Genomic DNA, 15,412 nt, shown 5'->3' with positions numbered 1-15,412 from the left:
CGGTCACCGGACGGCGGGGCGGCGAGCGGCGCTGCGCAGCAGGTCCGCGACCAGCCCCGGCGCGGTCAGCGGGTCGACGGGCAGCGGCAGCGTGCCCTCGGCGCGCGACCAGTGGGCCAGCCAGTGGTCGGGCTGCCGGGCGATGAGAACGCACACGGCCGGGCGGTCGGGCACCTCCTGCTCGAGCTGGCGGGCCAGCGCCAGGCCACCGGTCGGCTGCGCCTCGCCGTCGAGGATGCACAGCGCGATGCCCCCGCCGTCGACGGCGGCGACCACCTCGTCGCCGGTGGCGCACTCGACCCACGTGAGCGGGCCCACGTCCGGTGCGGGACGGCGCCCGACGGCGGTGCGCACGGCCTCGCGGGTGGCGGCGCGGGAGCTGTAGACCAGCACGGTGGCCGGTGCGTCGGGGGTTCCGGCTGGGCTCACGCGGGCGAGCCTAGTGGTTGCGACGCCGCCGCCATGGGAGGGCGGCGACCGCGGACCGGGAGCGGGTCTCCCGGCTCGCCACGCCGGGCCGACCCGCGGTCGTGGCAACGGGGGGGCGATGCCATGATGGCCGGGTGACAACGGCCCCCGTGGCGAGCAGCACCTTCGACACCTCGCGGGTGCACTCCCTGACCCGACCGAACATGGTCAGCGTCGGCACGATCATCTGGCTCTCGAGCGAGCTGATGTTCTTCGCCGGCCTGTTCGCCATGTACTTCACCGCGCGAGCCCGGGCAGTCGACGGCTGGCCCCCGGAGCCGACGGAGCTGAACCTCCCGTACGCGACCTTCTTCACGCTGATCCTGGTGGCCTCGTCGTTCACCTGCCAGTTCGGGGTGTTCGCGGCGGAGAGCGGCAACGTCTACGGCCTCCGGCGCTGGTTCACCATCACCTTCGTGATGGGCCTGGTCTTCGTGCTGGCCCAGATGAACGAGTACCGCGTCCTGGTGACCGAGCACGGCACGTCGATCTCGTCGTCGACGTACGGCTCGGTCTTCTACCTGACCACCGGGTTCCACGCATTGCACGTCATAGGCGGCCTGGTCGCCTTCGTCTACATCCTCATCCGGTCCACCATGGGCCGATTCACGCCTGCCCAGGCGACCGCGGCGATCGTGGTCTCCTACTACTGGCACTTCGTCGACGTCGTGTGGGTCGGGCTCTTCGTCACGATCTACCTGATCCGCTAGGGGAACGGTGTCCACCTCGAACCCGCAGTCCGACGCCGCGCCCGTCGTCGCCACCGCGAGCACCAGTCCGGTCGCACGGGCCCGAGCCCGGCGGCGCAGCAAGCACCGCCGCCGCGTGGCCAACGTCGCCGGGCTGATGGCGAGCCTCGTGCTCACCGGCGCGCTGTACTCGGTCTTCAGCCCCGCTCAGGCCGCACCGGCCGAGGGCGGCAGCGAGTCCGCCGCCGAGGCGGCCGGCCGCGAGCTGTACGAGCGCAGCTGCATCACCTGCCACGGCGAGAACCTCGAGGGCGTGCCCAACCGCGGCCCGTCGCTCATCGGCGTCGGCGAGGCGGCCGTCTACTTCCAGGTGCACACCGGGCGCATGCCGCTCGTGCGCCAGGAGGCCGACGCCCCCGACAAGCCCGCGGTCTTCTCCGACGAGGAGATCGACCAGCTGATGGCCTACGTCCAGGCCAACGGCGGCGGGCCGCGCCTGCCGTCCGGCGACCTGCGCGACGGCGACGTCGCCGAGGGCGGTGAGCTGTTCCGGCTCAACTGCGCCTCGTGCCACAACTTCGTCGGTGAGGGCGGGGCGCTGTCCGGCGGCAAGGCGGCGCCGAGCCTCAAGGACGCCAACGACCTCGAGATCTACACGGCGATGCTGACCGGCCCGGAGAACATGCCGGTGTTCGGGGACAACCAGCTGACCTCCGAGGAGAAGCGCTCGATCATCGCCTACGTCCAGACGATGAACTCCCAGGCCGACCCCGGTGGTGCCGGCGCCGGCCGGATGGGTCCGGTGGCCGAGGGCCTGGTCATCTGGGTGGTCGGCATCGGCGTGCTGATGTTCGGGATCTTCTGGATGGGGAGCAAGGCGTGACGACGCACGACACCCGCCCCGGTTCGTCCGGCGGCGCGGACACCCCCGGTCCGCTGTACGGCGGCCCGGACGAGGACTACACCCCCGAGCAGCTCGCGGCGATGCCGCGGGAGGACCTGGACCGCCTCGGCGCCCGGTACGACGGCGTGGAGATCCTGCACGTCGACCCGGGCCCCGAGCCCGGCTCGCGGATGGAGAAGCGGGCGATCCGCCAGGTCGGCCTGGTCTTCACGCTCGCCGGCCTCTTCGCCTTCGCGTTCGTCGTCGTGTACATCGGCTCCGGCTGGTTCTTCCCGGACTGGCAGTGGGAGGTGACCGACCGCGGCTGGAGCGCGCTGTTCACGCCGCTCCTCGGCCTGACGATGGGCCTGTCCCTCTTCCTGGTCGGCGTCGGTCTGGTCCTCTACACGAAGAAGCTCCTGCCGCACGAGACGGCGGTGCAGGACAAGCACGACGGCTCGCACTTCGACCGGGTCACCACCGGCGCGACGCTCGTCGGCGGCCTGCACAACAGCGGCCTGGCCCGGCGCAAGCTCATCACCCGCTCGCTGGGCTTCATGGGCGGCGGGCTCGGGCTCATGCTGCTCATGCCGCTGGGCGGTCTGATCAACAACCCGAACACCGGCAACCCGCTCGGCCGCACCGCGTGGGCCGAGGGCGTGCGGCTGGTCCGCAACGACGGCAGCCCGATCCGCCCCGGCGACCAGGAGCCCGGCTCCCTGGAGACGGTCTTCCCGGCCGTGCCCGGTGGCAACCGGCAGTCCGACGCAGCGACGATGCTCATCCGCCTGCGCCCGGCGCAGCTCGCGGAGGCGCGGCCGCGCGAGGGCCAGGACGACTTCGGCTACGGCGACTACGTCGCCTACTCGAAGATCTGCACGCACGCCGGCTGCCCGGTGTCGCTGTACGAGCAGGAGACCAGCCGGATCCTCTGCCCGTGCCACCAGTCGCAGTTCGACGTGACCCAGGGCGCCAAGCCCGTCTTCGGGCCCGCTACGCGATCCCTGCCACAGCTGCCGATCACGGTCGACGACGAGGGCTACTTCGTCGCCCGCGCGGACTACCCTGAGGCTGTCGGCCCCACGTACTGGAACCGGGAGCGCATCTGATGGCAGCAACGGCCACGGCCCCTGGGGCTCCGACAACCCGGCTGGGCAAGCAGGCCGTCGAGATCGACGACCGCCTGATCGTCGCCGGGCCCCTGCGCCGGACCCTCAACAAGGTCTTCCCCGACCACTGGTCCTTCCTGCTCGGGGAGATCGCGCTCTACTCGTTCCTCATCGCGCTGCTGTCGGGGACGTACCTGACGTTCTTCTTCGACCCGTCGCTGCGCGAGGTCGTGTACGAGGGCAGCTACGCCCCCCTGCGCGGCGTGGAGATGTCGGCGGCCTACGACTCGGCGCTGAACCTCTCCTTCGACGTCCGCGGCGGCCTGTTCATGCGGCAGGTCCACCACTGGGCGGCGCTGATGTTCGTCGCCTCGATCGTCATCCACCTGCTCCGCATCTTCTTCACCGGCGCGTTCCGCCGGCCGCGCGAGACCAACTGGCTCATCGGCGTGGTCATGCTGGTGCTCGCCCTGCTCATGGGCGTGACGGGCTACACCCTCCCCGACGACCTGCTCTCGGGCACCGGGCTCCGCATCATCAGCGCGATCATCCTGTCGATCCCGGTCATCGGGACGTGGGCACACTGGGCGGTCTTCGGCGGCGAGTTCGTGGGCGAGCTGATCATCGGCCGCTTCTACATCGCCCACGTGCTGATCATCCCGGCGATCCTGCTGGCCCTGATCGCGGTGCACCTGCTGATCCTGGTCAAGCAGAAGCACACGCAGTTCGCCGGCCCGGGCCGCACCGAGCACAACGTCGTCGGCAACCGGCTCTTCCCCACCTTCGCGGCGAAGGCGACCGGTCTGCTGTTCATCGTGTTCGGCGTCATCGCCGGCCTGGGTGGTCTGGTGCAGATCAACCCGGTGTGGCTGTGGGGCCCGTACAACCCGGCGCAGGTCTCAGCCGCGTCGCAGCCGGACTGGTACATCCTCTTCCTGGACGGTTCGACACGAATCTTCCCGGCGTGGGACATCAACCTGCCCGGTGACTACACGATCCCGGCGCTGTTCTGGCCCACGGTCGTGGTCGCCGGCGCAATGTTCACCGTGCTCGCGCTCTACCCGATGATCGAGCGCAAGCTCACCGGCGACACAGCGTCCCACCACCTGCTCCAGCGTCCGCGCGACGTCCCCGTGCGCACCTCGCTCGGCATGATGGGGCTGACGTTCTACCTCGTGCTGATGCTCTCCGGCGCCAACGACGTCTTCGCGGACAAGTTCGACGTGAGCCTCAACGCGATGATCTGGTTCGGCCGGCTCGGCGTCATCGTCCTGCCGCCGGTGGTGTACGTGCTCACCTACCGCATCTGCCTCGGTCTGCAGAAGCACGACCGGGAGGTGCTGGAGCACGGCATCGAGACCGGTGTCATCCGGCGTCTGCCGCACGGTGAGTTCATCGAGGTCCACCAGCCGCTCGGCCCGGTGGACGACCACGGTCACGGCACGCTCGCCTACGGCGGTGCGCCGGTGCCGAAGAAGATGAACCAGATCGGCGGCGCCCGTCGTGCGATCCGCGGGTTCTTCAGCCCCATCGAGGAGCCGTCGCAGGTCGAGCTCGAGCAGCGCGCCGAGGGTCGTGGACTCGCAGCCGACGAGAGCCGGGAGCTCACCTCCTCCGGCCGGCCGTCCGAGGGGGGCCGCCCCTCGGAGGGTGGCCGCCCCCAGGCGCCGCAGGACTGACGAAGAACCGCTCGCACAGCAGGGCCCCGGTGGATCCGTCCACCGGGGCCCTGCTGCATGTGTGGACGTCCTCGGCCGCGCCCCGGCCCGCCACTCCCCCGCTCGTGCGGCGTTCCTCGTGCTCCTGCGGTTCTGCAGCACCCCATGAGCACGAGTTCGACCCCATCAGTGCCCCCTGACGCCGCGGCCGGCCCTCCTCCGCCCTGGGGCCTCACCCACGAGAGCAACAGCGGTCCTGCGTGCGATGGCGACGTAGGCGGGCGCCCTCCGCCCGACGCCGCAGCCACCCGCCGCCCGATACCCCCGATCCGTTGCACTTCTCGGGCGTTCCTCGCGCTGGTGAGGTCCTGCAGCACCGCATCAGCAAGAGATCGACCCCGCCAACGGCCCGAGACGTCGCCTCGCACGCCCGCCCGTGGCGCGGGCCCCGCCTGCGTCGGTGGTCCGCATCGGCGGTGCTGTTCACGGCTTGCCGACCGTGCCCGGGCCCCAACGCTCGAACACCGCCAGCACCCCCAGCGCCCAGTGACCCGATTCGGCGCGGCTCCTCGGGCGCTCCACGCGCTGGTGAGGTCCTGCAGCACCGCAGGAGCGCGAGATCGACCCCACCAGCGCCCCGAACGGCCGAGGGCCCCTCCCGCCGCAGCGGAAGGGGCCCTCGGACCGGGTGGATCTCAGCTCTGCGTGGCGTTCTGCCCCACGTAGTACTCGAACAGCAGCCCGCCGACGGTCGCCAGGATGGCGGCGGCACCGATGGCGATCAGCCAGAAGTACCAGTAGGCCAGCCCCAGGCCGGTGAGGCCCACGGACAGCGCCAGCGCGAAGGGCCAGTAGCTGGACGGGCTGAAGAACCCGAGCTCACCGGCGCCGTCGGCCATCTCGGCGTCCTTGCGGTCCTCCGGACGGGCGTCGATGCGCCGGGAGACGAACAGGAAGAAGAAGCCGATCATGCCGGTCAGGCCGGCCGAGAGCACGAGCGCAGTCGTGCCGATCGGCTCCTTCGCCCACACGCCGTACACCACGGCCGCCGCGACGCAGAAGAACGCGATGATGTTGAAGATGATCGACTCGACCTTCACGGCCGTGCCTCCTCAGGCGTCGTGTCGATGCCGACCGCGGGCATCCGCTGCTCAGCCATTGTTCGACTGCTGCTGGTTGTCCTGCTTGGCCTGGAACAGCTCCAGCGGCGTCGTGGACGTCGCTGCGCCGGGCTGGCCGATCTCGTCCAGAGCCGCGTAGGTGTCCAGGCCCTCCTCGCGAGCGGCGAGGTAGGCGTCGTAGTCGTCACCGGAGACCGCGCGGACCTCGAAGTTCATGTACGCGTGGTAAGTCCCGCACAGCTCGGCGCAGCGGCCCACGTAGGCACCCTCCTCGCGGACGGTCACCTCGAAGACGTTGTCGCGGCCGTTCTCGTTGCCGGGGATGACGTCGAGCTTGAAGAGGAACTCCGGCACCCAGAACGAGTGGATGACGTCGGCGGAGGCGACCTCGAAGCGGATAGTCCGGTCGGTCGGGAGGACCAGGACCGGGATCTCGGTGCTGCTGCCGATCGTGTTCACCGGCTCGCCGTCGGCGCCCGTGGTCTCCGGGTAGACGAACTGCCAGTTCCACTTGAAGGCGTTGACCGCGATCGTCTCGTCCGGGGTGTCGCTGCGCTCCTGGACCTCGTTCTGCGTCACCACCGTGAAGAAGAACAGGCCGGCGATGATCAGGAACGGCGCGATCGTGTACGCGATCTCCAGCGGCAGGTTGTACGCCGTCTGCCGGGGCAGCTCGTCGCTGCGCTTCCGGTGGGCGACCACCGAGTACAGGATCAGCCCCCACACCAGGACGCCGACGATGAGCGCCGCGATGACCGAGCCGGTCCACAGCTCGCGCATCGACTCGGCCTGGTCCGTGATGCCCTCGGGCCAGCCGAACCGCCAGAACTCGTTGTTGGGCATGTCGCACCCGCTGAGGGTGAACACCCCCAGGAGACCGAGCGCGGCCAGCCGCGCGAGCCTGCTGCCTCGAGCCACTGCTCGTTGCCTCCTCGTCCTCCGTCCGGTGCACCCGGACGGTCCTTCCAGCGGGGCCGCCGACCGGTGTCGGCAGGCGGCGTCCACGCCGATCTCAGTGTGAGCCGAGACTAGCCGACCCCGCTCGGCGGTCGACCACCGGAGACACCTGCACGGCGGGTCGCACCGACTGTGGCCGACGACGCCGCCGCGACGGCGGGGAACGGTCGGGCGGGCCGGTTAGAGTCGTGGTGTGTGGTACCGGCTGCTGACCCCGAAGTGGGTGCTCCTGCACCTGCTCGTGGCCGCCCTCTTCGTCGCCACCTTCTTCCTCGGGTACTGGCAGCTGTCCAAGGCCGAGGCCGGCGGCGGGGCGGTCAACTGGAGCTACGCGCTGCAGTGGCCGCTCTACGGCGGGATGGGGCTCTGGTTCTACGTCCGCATGGTGCGCGACGAGCTGCGCCGCGACCCGGACGAGGACCAGCCGGGCAACGCCGTCGTCCTCTACCAGCGCCCGCGGATCGACACGACCGGTGACCCGGAGCTCGCCGCCTACAACGCCTACCTCGCCGAGCTCAACGAGCGGGCCCTGGGCCAGCGAGCCGGTCATGGCCAGTGAGCGCGCCGCCTCGTCCCGCACCACCGACGAGGCCATCGGCCAGGCACTGCTGCGCTACCGGGTGATGGCGACCGTCGTCGGCGTCCTGCTCATCGCGCTGATCTTCGTAGCGGTGCCGCTGAACCACCTGGCGGACATCCCGGAGCCGTCCACCGTCCTGGGCACCGCGCACGGCTGGCTGTACGGCCTGTTCTTCCTGTCCGCGGTGGACCTCGCCCTGCGCGCCCGGTGGACCCTCAAGGGCTTCCTGCTCACGGTGATCGCCGGCACGGTGCCGGTGCTCTCCTTCTTCGCCGAGCGCCGCGCCACGGCCAAGACGCGCGCCGGCCAGCGGGTCTGACCACCGCGGGCCCCGCCCACCCCCTGCGATCCCAGGAGTTCTGCGCCTGATGTGTGGCCTGCTCGCCTACTTCTCCACCGACGCGGACCGCGTCGACGACGGCACCGTCTCGGCGGTGCGCTCGGCCCAGCACTGCCTGCGCCACCGCGGTCCCGACGAGACCGAGCAGTGGTCCGACGACCGCGCCGTCTTCGGTTTCAACCGGCTGTCGTTCATCGACATCGAGCACAGCCACCAGCCGATGCCCTACGCCGACGGCCGCTACCGGATCGTCTTCAACGGCGAGATCTACAACTACGTGGAGCTGCGCGCCGAGCTCAAGGCCCTCGGCGCGACGTTCGCCACCGAGGGCGACACCGAAGCGATCGTCGCGGGCTACCACCTGTGGGGCGAGGACGTCGTCCACCGGCTGCGCGGCATGTTCGCCTTCCTCATCTGGGACACCCAGGAGAAGACGGTCTTCGGCGCGCGTGACCCCTTCGGCATCAAGCCGCTGTTCGTCACCCGGCTGGCCGACGGCGCGGTCGCCTTCTCCTCGGAGAAGAAGGCGCTGCTGGAGATGCTCGGTGGCAGCGCGGCCGCCGGTGGTGTGGACCCCGCGTCCCTGCAGCACTACCTGACCCTGCAGTACGTCCCCGAGCCGGCGACCCTGCACCGCGGCATCCGGCGCATCGAGAGCGGCACGTCCTTCACCGTCGCCGACGGCGACCTGACGACGACGCGCTACTTCCACCCCACCTTCCCGATCCGGCCCGTGGCCAAGGACGAGCAGCAGGCGCTGTACGACCGGATCGCCGAGGTCCTGGACGACTCGGTCCGGGTGCACATGCGCGCCGACGTCACGGTCGGCTCGTTCCTCTCCGGAGGCATCGACTCCACCGCCATCGCCGCGCTGGCCAAGCGGTACAACCCGAAGCTGCTCACCTTCACCACGGGGTTCGAGCGCCAGGGCTTCTCCGAGATCGACGTGGCGGCGGAGTCCGCGGCCGCGATCGGCGTCGAGCACATCACCAAGGTGGTGACGGCGCAGGAGTTCGCCGACGCGATCCCGCTGGTGGTCTGGTACCTCGACGACCCGGTGGCCGACCCCGCTCTCGTGCCGCTGTACTTCATCGCCCGCGAGGCCCGCAAGCACGTGAAGGTGGTGCTGTCCGGGGAGGGCGCGGACGAGCTGTTCGGCGGCTACAACATCTACCGCGAGCCCCTGTCGCTGGCCGCGTTCGAGCGGCTGCCCTCGGGCGTCCGGCGGGCGCTGGGCGCGCTGTCGGCGAAGTTGCCCGACGGGATGCGCGGCAAGGACCTGCTGCGCCGGGGCTCGATCCCGCTGGAGCAGCGCTACTACGGCAACGCGCGGCTCTTCCGGGACGACGAGCTGGGCTTCCTCCGCAGCCGGGACGCCGACCTCTCGCACGTCACCGTCACCCGCGAGCTCTACGAGCGCACCCGCGCCGCCGGCTACGACGACGTCACCGCCATGCAGTACGTCGACCTGTTCACCTGGCTGCGCGGCGACATCCTGGTCAAGGCCGACAAGATGACGATGGCCAACTCGCTCGAGCTGCGGGTGCCCTTCCTCGACCCCGAGGTCTTCAAGGTCGCCGGGACGCTCCCGGTCGACCAGCGGGTGACCAAGGAGACGACGAAGTACGCGCTGCGGCGCGCCCTGGAGCAGATCGTGCCGGCGCACGTGCTGAACCGGCGCAAGCTCGGCTTCCCCGTCCCCACCCGGCACTGGCTGGCCGAGGACCTGCACGACTGGGCGCGCTCGGTGATCGAGGCGAGCCGCACCGACGAGTGGCTGGACAAGTCCCAGGTGCTGGCGATGCTGGCCGCGCACCGGCAGAACCAGCGCAGCGGTTCACCGGTCGACTACTCGCGCAAGCTGTGGACCCTGCTGGTCTTCATGATCTGGCACGGCATCTTCGTCGAGCAGCGCATCCGCCCGGAGATCCCGCAGACGGTCTACCCCGTCCGCCTCTGACGACGACGAAGGCCCGGTCCCCGCGAGGGGACCGGGCCTTCGTGTTCGGCCCCGTTCAGAGGCTCGCCACCAGCGTGCGAGTGGAGAGGAGAACGGGATCCTTCGTCAGCTGAAGCTGTCCCCGCACGCGCAGGAGCTGCCCGCGTTCGGGTTGTCGATCGTGAAGCCCTGCTTCTCGATCGAGTCGACGAAGTCGATCGTGGCGCCGCCGAGGTACGGCCCGCTCATCCGGTCGACGATCACCTCGACCCCGCCGAACTCGTAGGTCTGGTCGCCGTCGAGGTACCGCTCGTCGAAGAACAGCTGGTACCGGAGGCCCGAGCAGCCGCCGGGCTGGACGGCGATGCGCAGACGCAGGTCGTCGCGGCCCTCCTGGTCCAGCAGCGCCTTGACCTTGGCGGCCGCGGGGTCGCTGAGCAGCACGCCCGTGGATCCGGCCGTGCCACCGTCGAGAGTCGTGGTGTCCTGCACCGACATGTCCGTGTCCTCCTGCATCCGAGTGGTCCGCTGCGCACCATCTGCGGCGGACCAACGCCGCCGTGGCGGAGCTTCTTCCACTGTACGGCGCCGATCCGTGTTTCCGGAGCCCGCGAAAGGGTCCACGTAGACTCCTGACCCGTGAAGCTCCGCCTGCCCGGCCGCCGGAACGCCGCCGACACGACCGCGCCCGCCGCCCCGGACGACTCGAGCGAGCTGACCGCCCACCTCGTGAAGGCCTCGGGCAAGGGCCGCCCCACGCCCCGGCGCAACGAGGCGCAGGGACGCCGGCCCGGGCCGCCGCCGCCCCCGCCGACCACCCGCCGGGAGGCCTACCGCCGCATGCGCGAGCAGCAGGCCGCCCGCCGGGGCGACGCCCGCCAGGCGGCAGCACGGGGTGACGACGCCTTCCTGCCCGCCCGCGACCGGGGCCCGGTCCGCAAGGCCGTGCGCGACCTCGTCGACAGCCGGCGCAACGTGGGCAGCTGGTTCCTGGCCGTCGCCGGCATCGCCCTGATCGGCACGTTCGTGCCGAGCCAGACGCTCCGGGGCTACGCGAGCTTCCTGCTGTTCGGCTTCTTCCTCCTGCTGATCGTCGACTCCGTCGTCCTCAACCGGAAGATCAAGCGGACGCTGGCCGAGCGGTTCCCCGCCGGTACGGAGAAGGTGCGCGGCTCGGCCTGGTACGGCATCAGCCGGGCGACGATGATCCGCCGCTGGCGCTTCCCCAAGCCCGAGGTCCCGCTCAGCACCCGCGGCTGACCGCCGCCGTCCGTGCACGTCCGGCTGCTCGGCACCGGTGCTGCCGACGGCTGGCCGAACCCCTGGTGCTCCTGCGCGTCGTGCTCGGACGCCCGGAGCCGGGGTGAGACCCGTCGGCAGACCTCGGTGCTGGTCGACGGCGCCGTGCTGCTCGAGCTCTCCCCCGCCCTTCCCCCGGACGGCGTCTCGCTGGCCGGCGTCCACACGGTCCTGGTGACCCACGCCCACCCCGACCACTGCGCACCGGCCGCGCTGCTGTGGCGGCACTGGGTGCTGCCCGACGAGCGCCTGGCGCTCGCCGGCCCCGCCGACGTCCTCGAGGCGTGCCGGCCCTGGCTGGCACCGGGCGCACCGGTCGACCTCGTCGAGGCGGTGCCCGGGCGGACGCTGCGCTGCCGCGGCTACCAGGTGCGCGTCCTGCCCGCCGACCACGAGGTCCCGACCGTGCTCTACGACGTCGCCGGTCCGGACGGGGCCCGGCTGCTCTACGCCACCGACACCGGGCCCCTGCCCGACGCCGCGGTCGAGGCGGTCGCCGGGGCGGAGTTCGACGTCGTGCTGCTGGAGGAGACGTTCGGCGACCGGCTCGACCACGGCACCCGTCACCTCGACCTGGCCGGATTCCCGGCCCAGCTCGACCGGCTGCGGGCGGTCGGCGCGGTCACCGCCGCCACCGACGTCGTCGCGGTCCACCTCGGCCACCACGACCCTCCGGCGGGGGTCCTGGCGGAACGGCTGGCCCGGTACGGCGCCCGGATGCTCCCCGACGGCGCCGAGCTGGACGTGCCAGCCCGCGTCGCGCGCGGCTGACCCGGGCGGTCGCGCGAGCGTTCGCCGACAGGCATAACGTCGGCGTCCGTGGAATTCCGACGCCTCGGCCGCTCCGGCCTGACCATCTCCGAGATCGCCTACGGCAACTGGCTGACGCATGGCAGCCAGGTCGAGGAGGACGCCGCGCACGCGTGCGTGCGCGCCGCCCTCGACGAGGGCATCACGACCTTCGACACCGCCGACGTCTACGCCGGCACCAAGGCAGAGTCCGTCCTCGGCCGGGCGCTGGCCGGCCAGCGGCGGGAGGGCCTGGAGATCTTCACCAAGGTCTACTGGCCCACCGGCCCCGGCCGGAACGACCGCGGCCTGTCCCGCAAGCACATCATGGAGAGCTGCACCGCCTCGCTGCGGCGGCTGCAGACCGACTACGTCGACCTCTACCAGGCGCACCGCTACGACTCCACGGTGCCGCTGGAGGAGACGATGACCGCCTTCGCCGACCTCGTGCGGCAGGGCAAGGTCCTCTACATCGGCGTCTCCGAGTGGAACGCCGAGGAGATCGCCGCCGGTGCGGAGCTCGCCCGCGAGCTGGGGATCCAGCTGATCAGCAACCAGCCGCAGTACTCGATGCTGTGGCGGGTCATCGAGGACGAGGTCGTGCCGACGTCGGCCACGCACGGCCTGTCGCAGATCGTCTGGTCACCGCTGGCCCAGGGCATCCTGACCGGCAAGTACCTGCCGGGTCAGCAGCCGCCGCCGGACTCCCGGGGCGGGCACGCCGAGGCCGGCGGGTCGATGAAGCGCTTCCTCCGCAACGAGGAGCTGCTCACCCGCGTCCAGGACCTGCAGCCGATCGCGGCCGACCTCGGCCTGTCGATGGCCCAGCTGGCCGTCGCCTGGGTGCTGCAGAACCCGAACGTCGCCGCGGCGATCATCGGCGCCAGCCGGCCCGAGCAGGTGCAGGACAACGTCAAGGCCGCCGGCGTGACGCTGGACGCCGACGTCCTGGCCCGCATCGACGACGTGCTCGGTGACGTCGTGGAGCGCGACCCGTCGAAGGTCCAGCGCGGCGCCTGAAGAAGTGGGCCGGGGGCCTGGCGGCCTACGGGGCCGCCAGGCCCATCGGGCCGTAGACCAACCGGTCGTCCTCGAACAAGGTCGCGGTGGCGACGCCGCGGTCGAGCAGCTCCCGCCAGTTCTCCCCGAGCCACGACTCGGCGTCCCCCTGGTTGTCCGAGGGCGGGATCTCGACCCCGATGGACGACGGATCGACGGTCGCCCCGGAAGGGTCGGCCAGGCGCCAGTGCCAGCTCATGCCCGCAGGCTAGTGCGCCCCCGATGCCGTGACGTGATCATCATCCGGGTTACCGCCCTCGTCGGCCGGGCATGGCAGTCCATCGACACGTCCCAGCCGGAGGACCGATGACCGCACCGCACTCCCCCAACGCCGTCGGCGCGACCCGCACCGAGCAGCAGCCGGCGCCCGAGAACGCCTCGACCGGCCAGCTGATCGGCCAGCTCACGGAGCAGATCAGCCGCCTGGTCCGCGACGAGGCCCGTCTCGCCCAGGCCGAGGTCACCCAGAAGGCCAAGCGGCTGGGGATCGGTGCCGGGCTGTTCGGCGGCGCGGGCCTGTTCGCCTTCCTCGGGCTGGCCGTCCTGGTCACCACCGCCGTCCTCGCGCTGGACCTGGTGCTGCCCGCCTGGCTGGCAGCGCTGATCGTGGCCGTCGTCCTGTTCGCCATCGCGGGGGTGCTCGCCCTCGTCGGCAAGAAGGACGTCGCGAAGGGCTCACCGCCGGTGCCCACCGAGGCGATCTCGAGCGTCAAGGCCGACATCGCGACCGTGAAGGAGAGTGCGCGCCGGTGAGCACACCGAGCAACGGCCGGCCGGACGAGGGGACGGCGGAGGCCGCCACCACCCCCGACCCGACCGATCCCGACGTGATCAGGGCCGACATCGAGGCCACCCGGGCGCAGCTGGGTCGGACGGTGGACGAGCTCAGCAACCGGCTGGACGTGCCGGCCCGTGCCCGCGAGCGCGCCGCGCGGACCAAGGACACTGCCGTCGAGACCTACCGGGAGAGCCCGCCTGCGGTCATCGGTGCGGGGCTCGCCCTGGCCGGGCTCGTCGTCGGACTGATCGTGCTGCGCCGTCGGCGCGCCACTGCGAGGAGGAACCGTTGAGCAAGCGCAACAAGGGCGAGGCGAAGAAGAACAAGGGCGCCAAGCTCGCCTACCGCCCGATCGGTCTGGTCAGCGGTCTCATCGCGGGGTCGCTGAGCGGGATCGTGTTCAAGCAGATCTGGAAGGTCGTGGCCAAGGAGGAGGAGGCCCCCTCCGCGCTGCAGAGCGAGTACCGGATGCGCGAGGTCGTGCTCGCCGCCGCCATCCAGGGGGCGATCTTCGCCGCGACCAAGGCCGCCGTCGACCGCGCCGGGGCCCAGGGGTTCAAGCAGGTCACCGGCGCCTGGCCCGGCGACTGAAAGAGGACCGATGACCGGCACGAGGCCGCGCGAGAGCGCCGTCGACCGCATCCGCGAGCGGGTCGAGGAGAAGGCGGCGCGGCGGGCAGCGGCCCGGGAGGCGGCCACCCGTCCGCCGGCCGCCGACCCCGACCGGCCGCCGGCGGGCCTTCCCACGCCGGAGCAGCTGCCCGGCGTCACGGCGCACAGCCCGACCCACATCCCGTGGGCCGGCTGGAAGCAGATCGTCAAGCGCTCGTGGGCCGAGCACAACGCCGACAACATGCCGATCATCGCCGGTGGTGTGGCGTTCTTCGGCTTCCTGGCGATCTTCCCCGCGCTCATCGCGAGCATCTCGATCTACGGCCTGGTGGCGTCCCCGGAGACCGTGACCGAGCAGGTCGAGAGCTTCTCCTCCCAGCTCCCGGACGAGGCGGCGACGCTCATCGGGGAGCAGCTGACGAGCATCACGGAGAACAGCGGCAGCGCGCTGACCTTCGGCCTGATCACCTCGATCCTGGCCGCGCTGTGGAGCGCCTCCGGTGGCGTGGGCAACCTGGTCACCGCCGTCAACCTCGCCTACGACGAGGTGGAGACCCGCGGCTTCGTCAAGCGCAAGCTCCTCTCGCTCGGGCTCACCCTGGGCGCCGTCGTCTTCGTGCTGGTCGCCCTCACGCTGGTCGCCGTCGTCCCCGCCGTGCTGGAGGACCTGCCGCTGGGCGTCGTCGGCACGGTGCTCGCGCAGGTCGCCCGCTGGGGCCTGCTGTTCGTCGTCTTCGCCGGCTCGCTGGCCGTCCTCTACCGGCTGGCGCCGGACCGGGACGCGCCGCAGATGCGGTGGGTCAGCCTCGGCTCGCTGGTGGTCACCCTGGTCTGGGCGGCGGTCAGCGTCGGCTTCAGCATCTACGTGAACAACTTCGGGTCCTACGACAAGACGTACGGCGCCATCGCCGGCGTGATCGTGCTGATGCTGTGGCTCTACCTGACCTGCTACCTGGTGCTGCTGGGTGCGGAGATCAACGCCGAGACCGAGCACCAGACCGCTGTCGACACGACCGACGGCGACCCGGCGCCCATGGGTGCCCGCGGTGCCGTCGTCGCGGACACGCTGCCGGAGAAGCCGGAGCCGGCCAAGGGCGACAGCAGCCCCACCGCGAAGAACGCCTCCTGACG

Annotated in this window: 19 protein-coding genes; 14 read left to right on the top strand and 5 right to left on the bottom strand. The window is 71.3% G+C overall.

Features of this window, described 5'->3' with window-relative positions:
* Positions 1–3: 3 nt before the first annotated feature.
* Entirely contained in the window at positions 4–429 is a 426-nt protein-coding gene (locus tag BLS70_RS10350) for a hypothetical protein (protein WP_091766893.1), read from the bottom strand.
* Positions 430–563: 134 nt separating this feature from the next.
* Here BLS70_RS10350 and ctaE point away from each other — a divergent pair, with 134 nt between their 5' ends.
* From ctaE to qcrB, 4 genes are read left to right on the top strand one after another with little or no spacing between them, the layout of a single operon-like run.
* Positions 564–1,178, top strand: a complete 615-nt coding sequence (gene ctaE, locus BLS70_RS10345) for an aa3-type cytochrome oxidase subunit III (RefSeq protein ID WP_091766890.1) — start codon at positions 564–566, stop codon at positions 1,176–1,178.
* 7 nt (positions 1,179–1,185) lie between these two features.
* Positions 1,186–2,040, top strand: coding sequence for a cytochrome bc1 complex diheme cytochrome c subunit (qcrC, locus tag BLS70_RS21490; RefSeq protein ID WP_218122366.1), 855 nt, complete (start codon positions 1,186–1,188; stop codon positions 2,038–2,040).
* On the top strand, positions 2,037–3,149 hold the full coding sequence (gene qcrA, locus BLS70_RS10335; RefSeq protein ID WP_091766887.1) for a cytochrome bc1 complex Rieske iron-sulfur subunit: 1,113 nt from the start codon (positions 2,037–2,039) through the stop codon (positions 3,147–3,149). Before qcrC ends, qcrA begins: the two co-directional genes overlap by 4 nt.
* Complete coding sequence (gene qcrB, locus BLS70_RS10330) at positions 3,149–4,828, top strand: cytochrome bc1 complex cytochrome b subunit (RefSeq protein ID WP_091766884.1); 1,680 nt, start codon at positions 3,149–3,151, stop codon at positions 4,826–4,828. Before qcrA ends, qcrB begins: the two co-directional genes overlap by 1 nt.
* 674 nt (positions 4,829–5,502) lie before the next feature.
* On the opposite strand, the gene BLS70_RS10325 is transcribed toward qcrB, so the two are convergent.
* On the bottom strand, positions 5,503–5,907 hold the full coding sequence (locus BLS70_RS10325) for a cytochrome c oxidase subunit 4 (RefSeq protein ID WP_091766881.1): 405 nt from the start codon (positions 5,905–5,907) through the stop codon (positions 5,503–5,505).
* A gap of 51 nt (positions 5,908–5,958) precedes the next feature.
* Positions 5,959–6,846: an aa3-type cytochrome oxidase subunit II gene (ctaC, locus tag BLS70_RS10320; protein WP_091766878.1), complete on the bottom strand. Its 888-nt coding sequence runs from the start codon at positions 6,844–6,846 to the stop codon at positions 5,959–5,961.
* Between the two features lie 232 nt (positions 6,847–7,078).
* Here ctaC and BLS70_RS10315 point away from each other — a divergent pair, with 232 nt between their 5' ends.
* Genes BLS70_RS10315 through asnB form a run of 3 tightly spaced genes read left to right on the top strand, consistent with a single transcriptional unit; the run spans position 7,079 to position 9,765 of the window.
* Entirely contained in the window at positions 7,079–7,444 is a 366-nt protein-coding gene (locus BLS70_RS10315; RefSeq protein ID WP_091766875.1) for a metalloprotease, read from the top strand.
* Positions 7,434–7,784, top strand: a complete 351-nt coding sequence (locus BLS70_RS10310; protein ID WP_091766872.1) for a DUF3817 domain-containing protein — start codon at positions 7,434–7,436, stop codon at positions 7,782–7,784. Before BLS70_RS10315 ends, BLS70_RS10310 begins: the two co-directional genes overlap by 11 nt.
* A 49-nt stretch (positions 7,785–7,833) precedes the next feature.
* Positions 7,834–9,765 carry an asparagine synthase (glutamine-hydrolyzing) gene (asnB, locus tag BLS70_RS10305; protein WP_091766869.1) on the top strand — a complete coding sequence of 644 codons (1,932 nt, stop codon included), beginning with the start codon at positions 7,834–7,836 and terminating at the stop codon, positions 9,763–9,765.
* 105 nt (positions 9,766–9,870) lie between these two features.
* Here asnB and BLS70_RS10300 read toward each other — a convergent pair whose 3' ends face one another.
* Positions 9,871–10,260, bottom strand: a complete 390-nt coding sequence (locus BLS70_RS10300; RefSeq protein WP_255362377.1) for a HesB/IscA family protein — start codon at positions 10,258–10,260, stop codon at positions 9,871–9,873.
* Positions 10,261–10,383: 123 nt separating this feature from the next.
* Between BLS70_RS10300 and BLS70_RS10295 the strand changes: the two genes are divergently transcribed.
* From BLS70_RS10295 to BLS70_RS10285, 3 genes are all read left to right on the top strand, one after another.
* Complete coding sequence (locus BLS70_RS10295; protein ID WP_091766866.1) at positions 10,384–11,004, top strand: DUF3043 domain-containing protein; 621 nt, start codon at positions 10,384–10,386, stop codon at positions 11,002–11,004.
* A gap of 126 nt (positions 11,005–11,130) precedes the next feature.
* Complete coding sequence (locus tag BLS70_RS10290) at positions 11,131–11,814, top strand: MBL fold metallo-hydrolase (RefSeq protein WP_218122365.1); 684 nt, start codon at positions 11,131–11,133, stop codon at positions 11,812–11,814.
* 48 nt (positions 11,815–11,862) lie between these two features.
* Positions 11,863–12,852: an aldo/keto reductase family protein gene (locus BLS70_RS10285; RefSeq protein WP_091766860.1), complete on the top strand. Its 990-nt coding sequence runs from the start codon at positions 11,863–11,865 to the stop codon at positions 12,850–12,852.
* A gap of 25 nt (positions 12,853–12,877) precedes the next feature.
* Here BLS70_RS10285 and BLS70_RS10280 read toward each other — a convergent pair whose 3' ends face one another.
* A complete protein-coding gene (locus BLS70_RS10280; RefSeq protein WP_091766857.1) occupies positions 12,878–13,090 on the bottom strand; it encodes a hypothetical protein in 213 nt (70 codons plus the stop codon).
* A gap of 107 nt (positions 13,091–13,197) precedes the next feature.
* Here BLS70_RS10280 and BLS70_RS10275 point away from each other — a divergent pair, with 107 nt between their 5' ends.
* The 4 genes from BLS70_RS10275 to BLS70_RS10260 are packed head-to-tail and all read left to right on the top strand — an operon-like array spanning position 13,198 to position 15,410.
* Positions 13,198–13,644 carry a phage holin family protein gene (locus BLS70_RS10275; protein ID WP_091766854.1) on the top strand — a complete coding sequence of 149 codons (447 nt, stop codon included), beginning with the start codon at positions 13,198–13,200 and terminating at the stop codon, positions 13,642–13,644.
* A complete protein-coding gene (locus BLS70_RS10270; protein WP_091766851.1) occupies positions 13,641–13,961 on the top strand; it encodes a DUF3618 domain-containing protein in 321 nt (106 codons plus the stop codon). Before BLS70_RS10275 ends, BLS70_RS10270 begins: the two co-directional genes overlap by 4 nt.
* Positions 13,958–14,260: a DUF4235 domain-containing protein gene (locus BLS70_RS10265; protein WP_091766848.1), complete on the top strand. Its 303-nt coding sequence runs from the start codon at positions 13,958–13,960 to the stop codon at positions 14,258–14,260. Before BLS70_RS10270 ends, BLS70_RS10265 begins: the two co-directional genes overlap by 4 nt.
* A gap of 10 nt (positions 14,261–14,270) precedes the next feature.
* The gene (locus BLS70_RS10260) at positions 14,271–15,410 is read left to right on the top strand and encodes a YihY/virulence factor BrkB family protein (protein ID WP_091766845.1); all 1,140 of its coding nucleotides are present in this window, start codon (positions 14,271–14,273) and stop codon (positions 15,408–15,410) included.
* Positions 15,411–15,412 lie beyond the last annotated feature (2 nt).

It is taken from the genome of Blastococcus aurantiacus, from assembly GCF_900102425.1.
Classification (GTDB): Bacteria; Actinomycetota; Actinomycetes; order Mycobacteriales; family Geodermatophilaceae; genus Blastococcus; species Blastococcus aurantiacus.
This window is presented reverse-complemented; position numbering and strand designations above follow the sequence as displayed.

What these genes read in the sequence shown, in the direction of transcription:
- qcrB (WP_091766884.1), top strand. Translation starts at nt 3,149, where the DNA reads ATGGCAGCAACGGCCACGGCCCCTGGGGCTCCGACAACCCGGCTGGGC.
- BLS70_RS10310 (WP_091766872.1), top strand. Translation starts at nt 7,434, where the DNA reads ATGGCCAGTGAGCGCGCCGCCTCGTCCCGCACCACCGACGAGGCCATC.
- asnB (WP_091766869.1), top strand. Translation starts at nt 7,834, where the DNA reads ATGTGTGGCCTGCTCGCCTACTTCTCCACCGACGCGGACCGCGTCGAC.
- BLS70_RS10300 (WP_255362377.1), bottom strand. Translation starts at nt 10,260, where the DNA reads ATGCAGGAGGACACGGACATGTCGGTGCAGGACACCACGACTCTCGAC.
- BLS70_RS10280 (WP_091766857.1), bottom strand. Translation starts at nt 13,090, where the DNA reads ATGAGCTGGCACTGGCGCCTGGCCGACCCTTCCGGGGCGACCGTCGAT.
- BLS70_RS10275 (WP_091766854.1), top strand. Translation starts at nt 13,198, where the DNA reads ATGACCGCACCGCACTCCCCCAACGCCGTCGGCGCGACCCGCACCGAG.
- BLS70_RS10260 (WP_091766845.1), top strand. Translation starts at nt 14,271, where the DNA reads ATGACCGGCACGAGGCCGCGCGAGAGCGCCGTCGACCGCATCCGCGAG.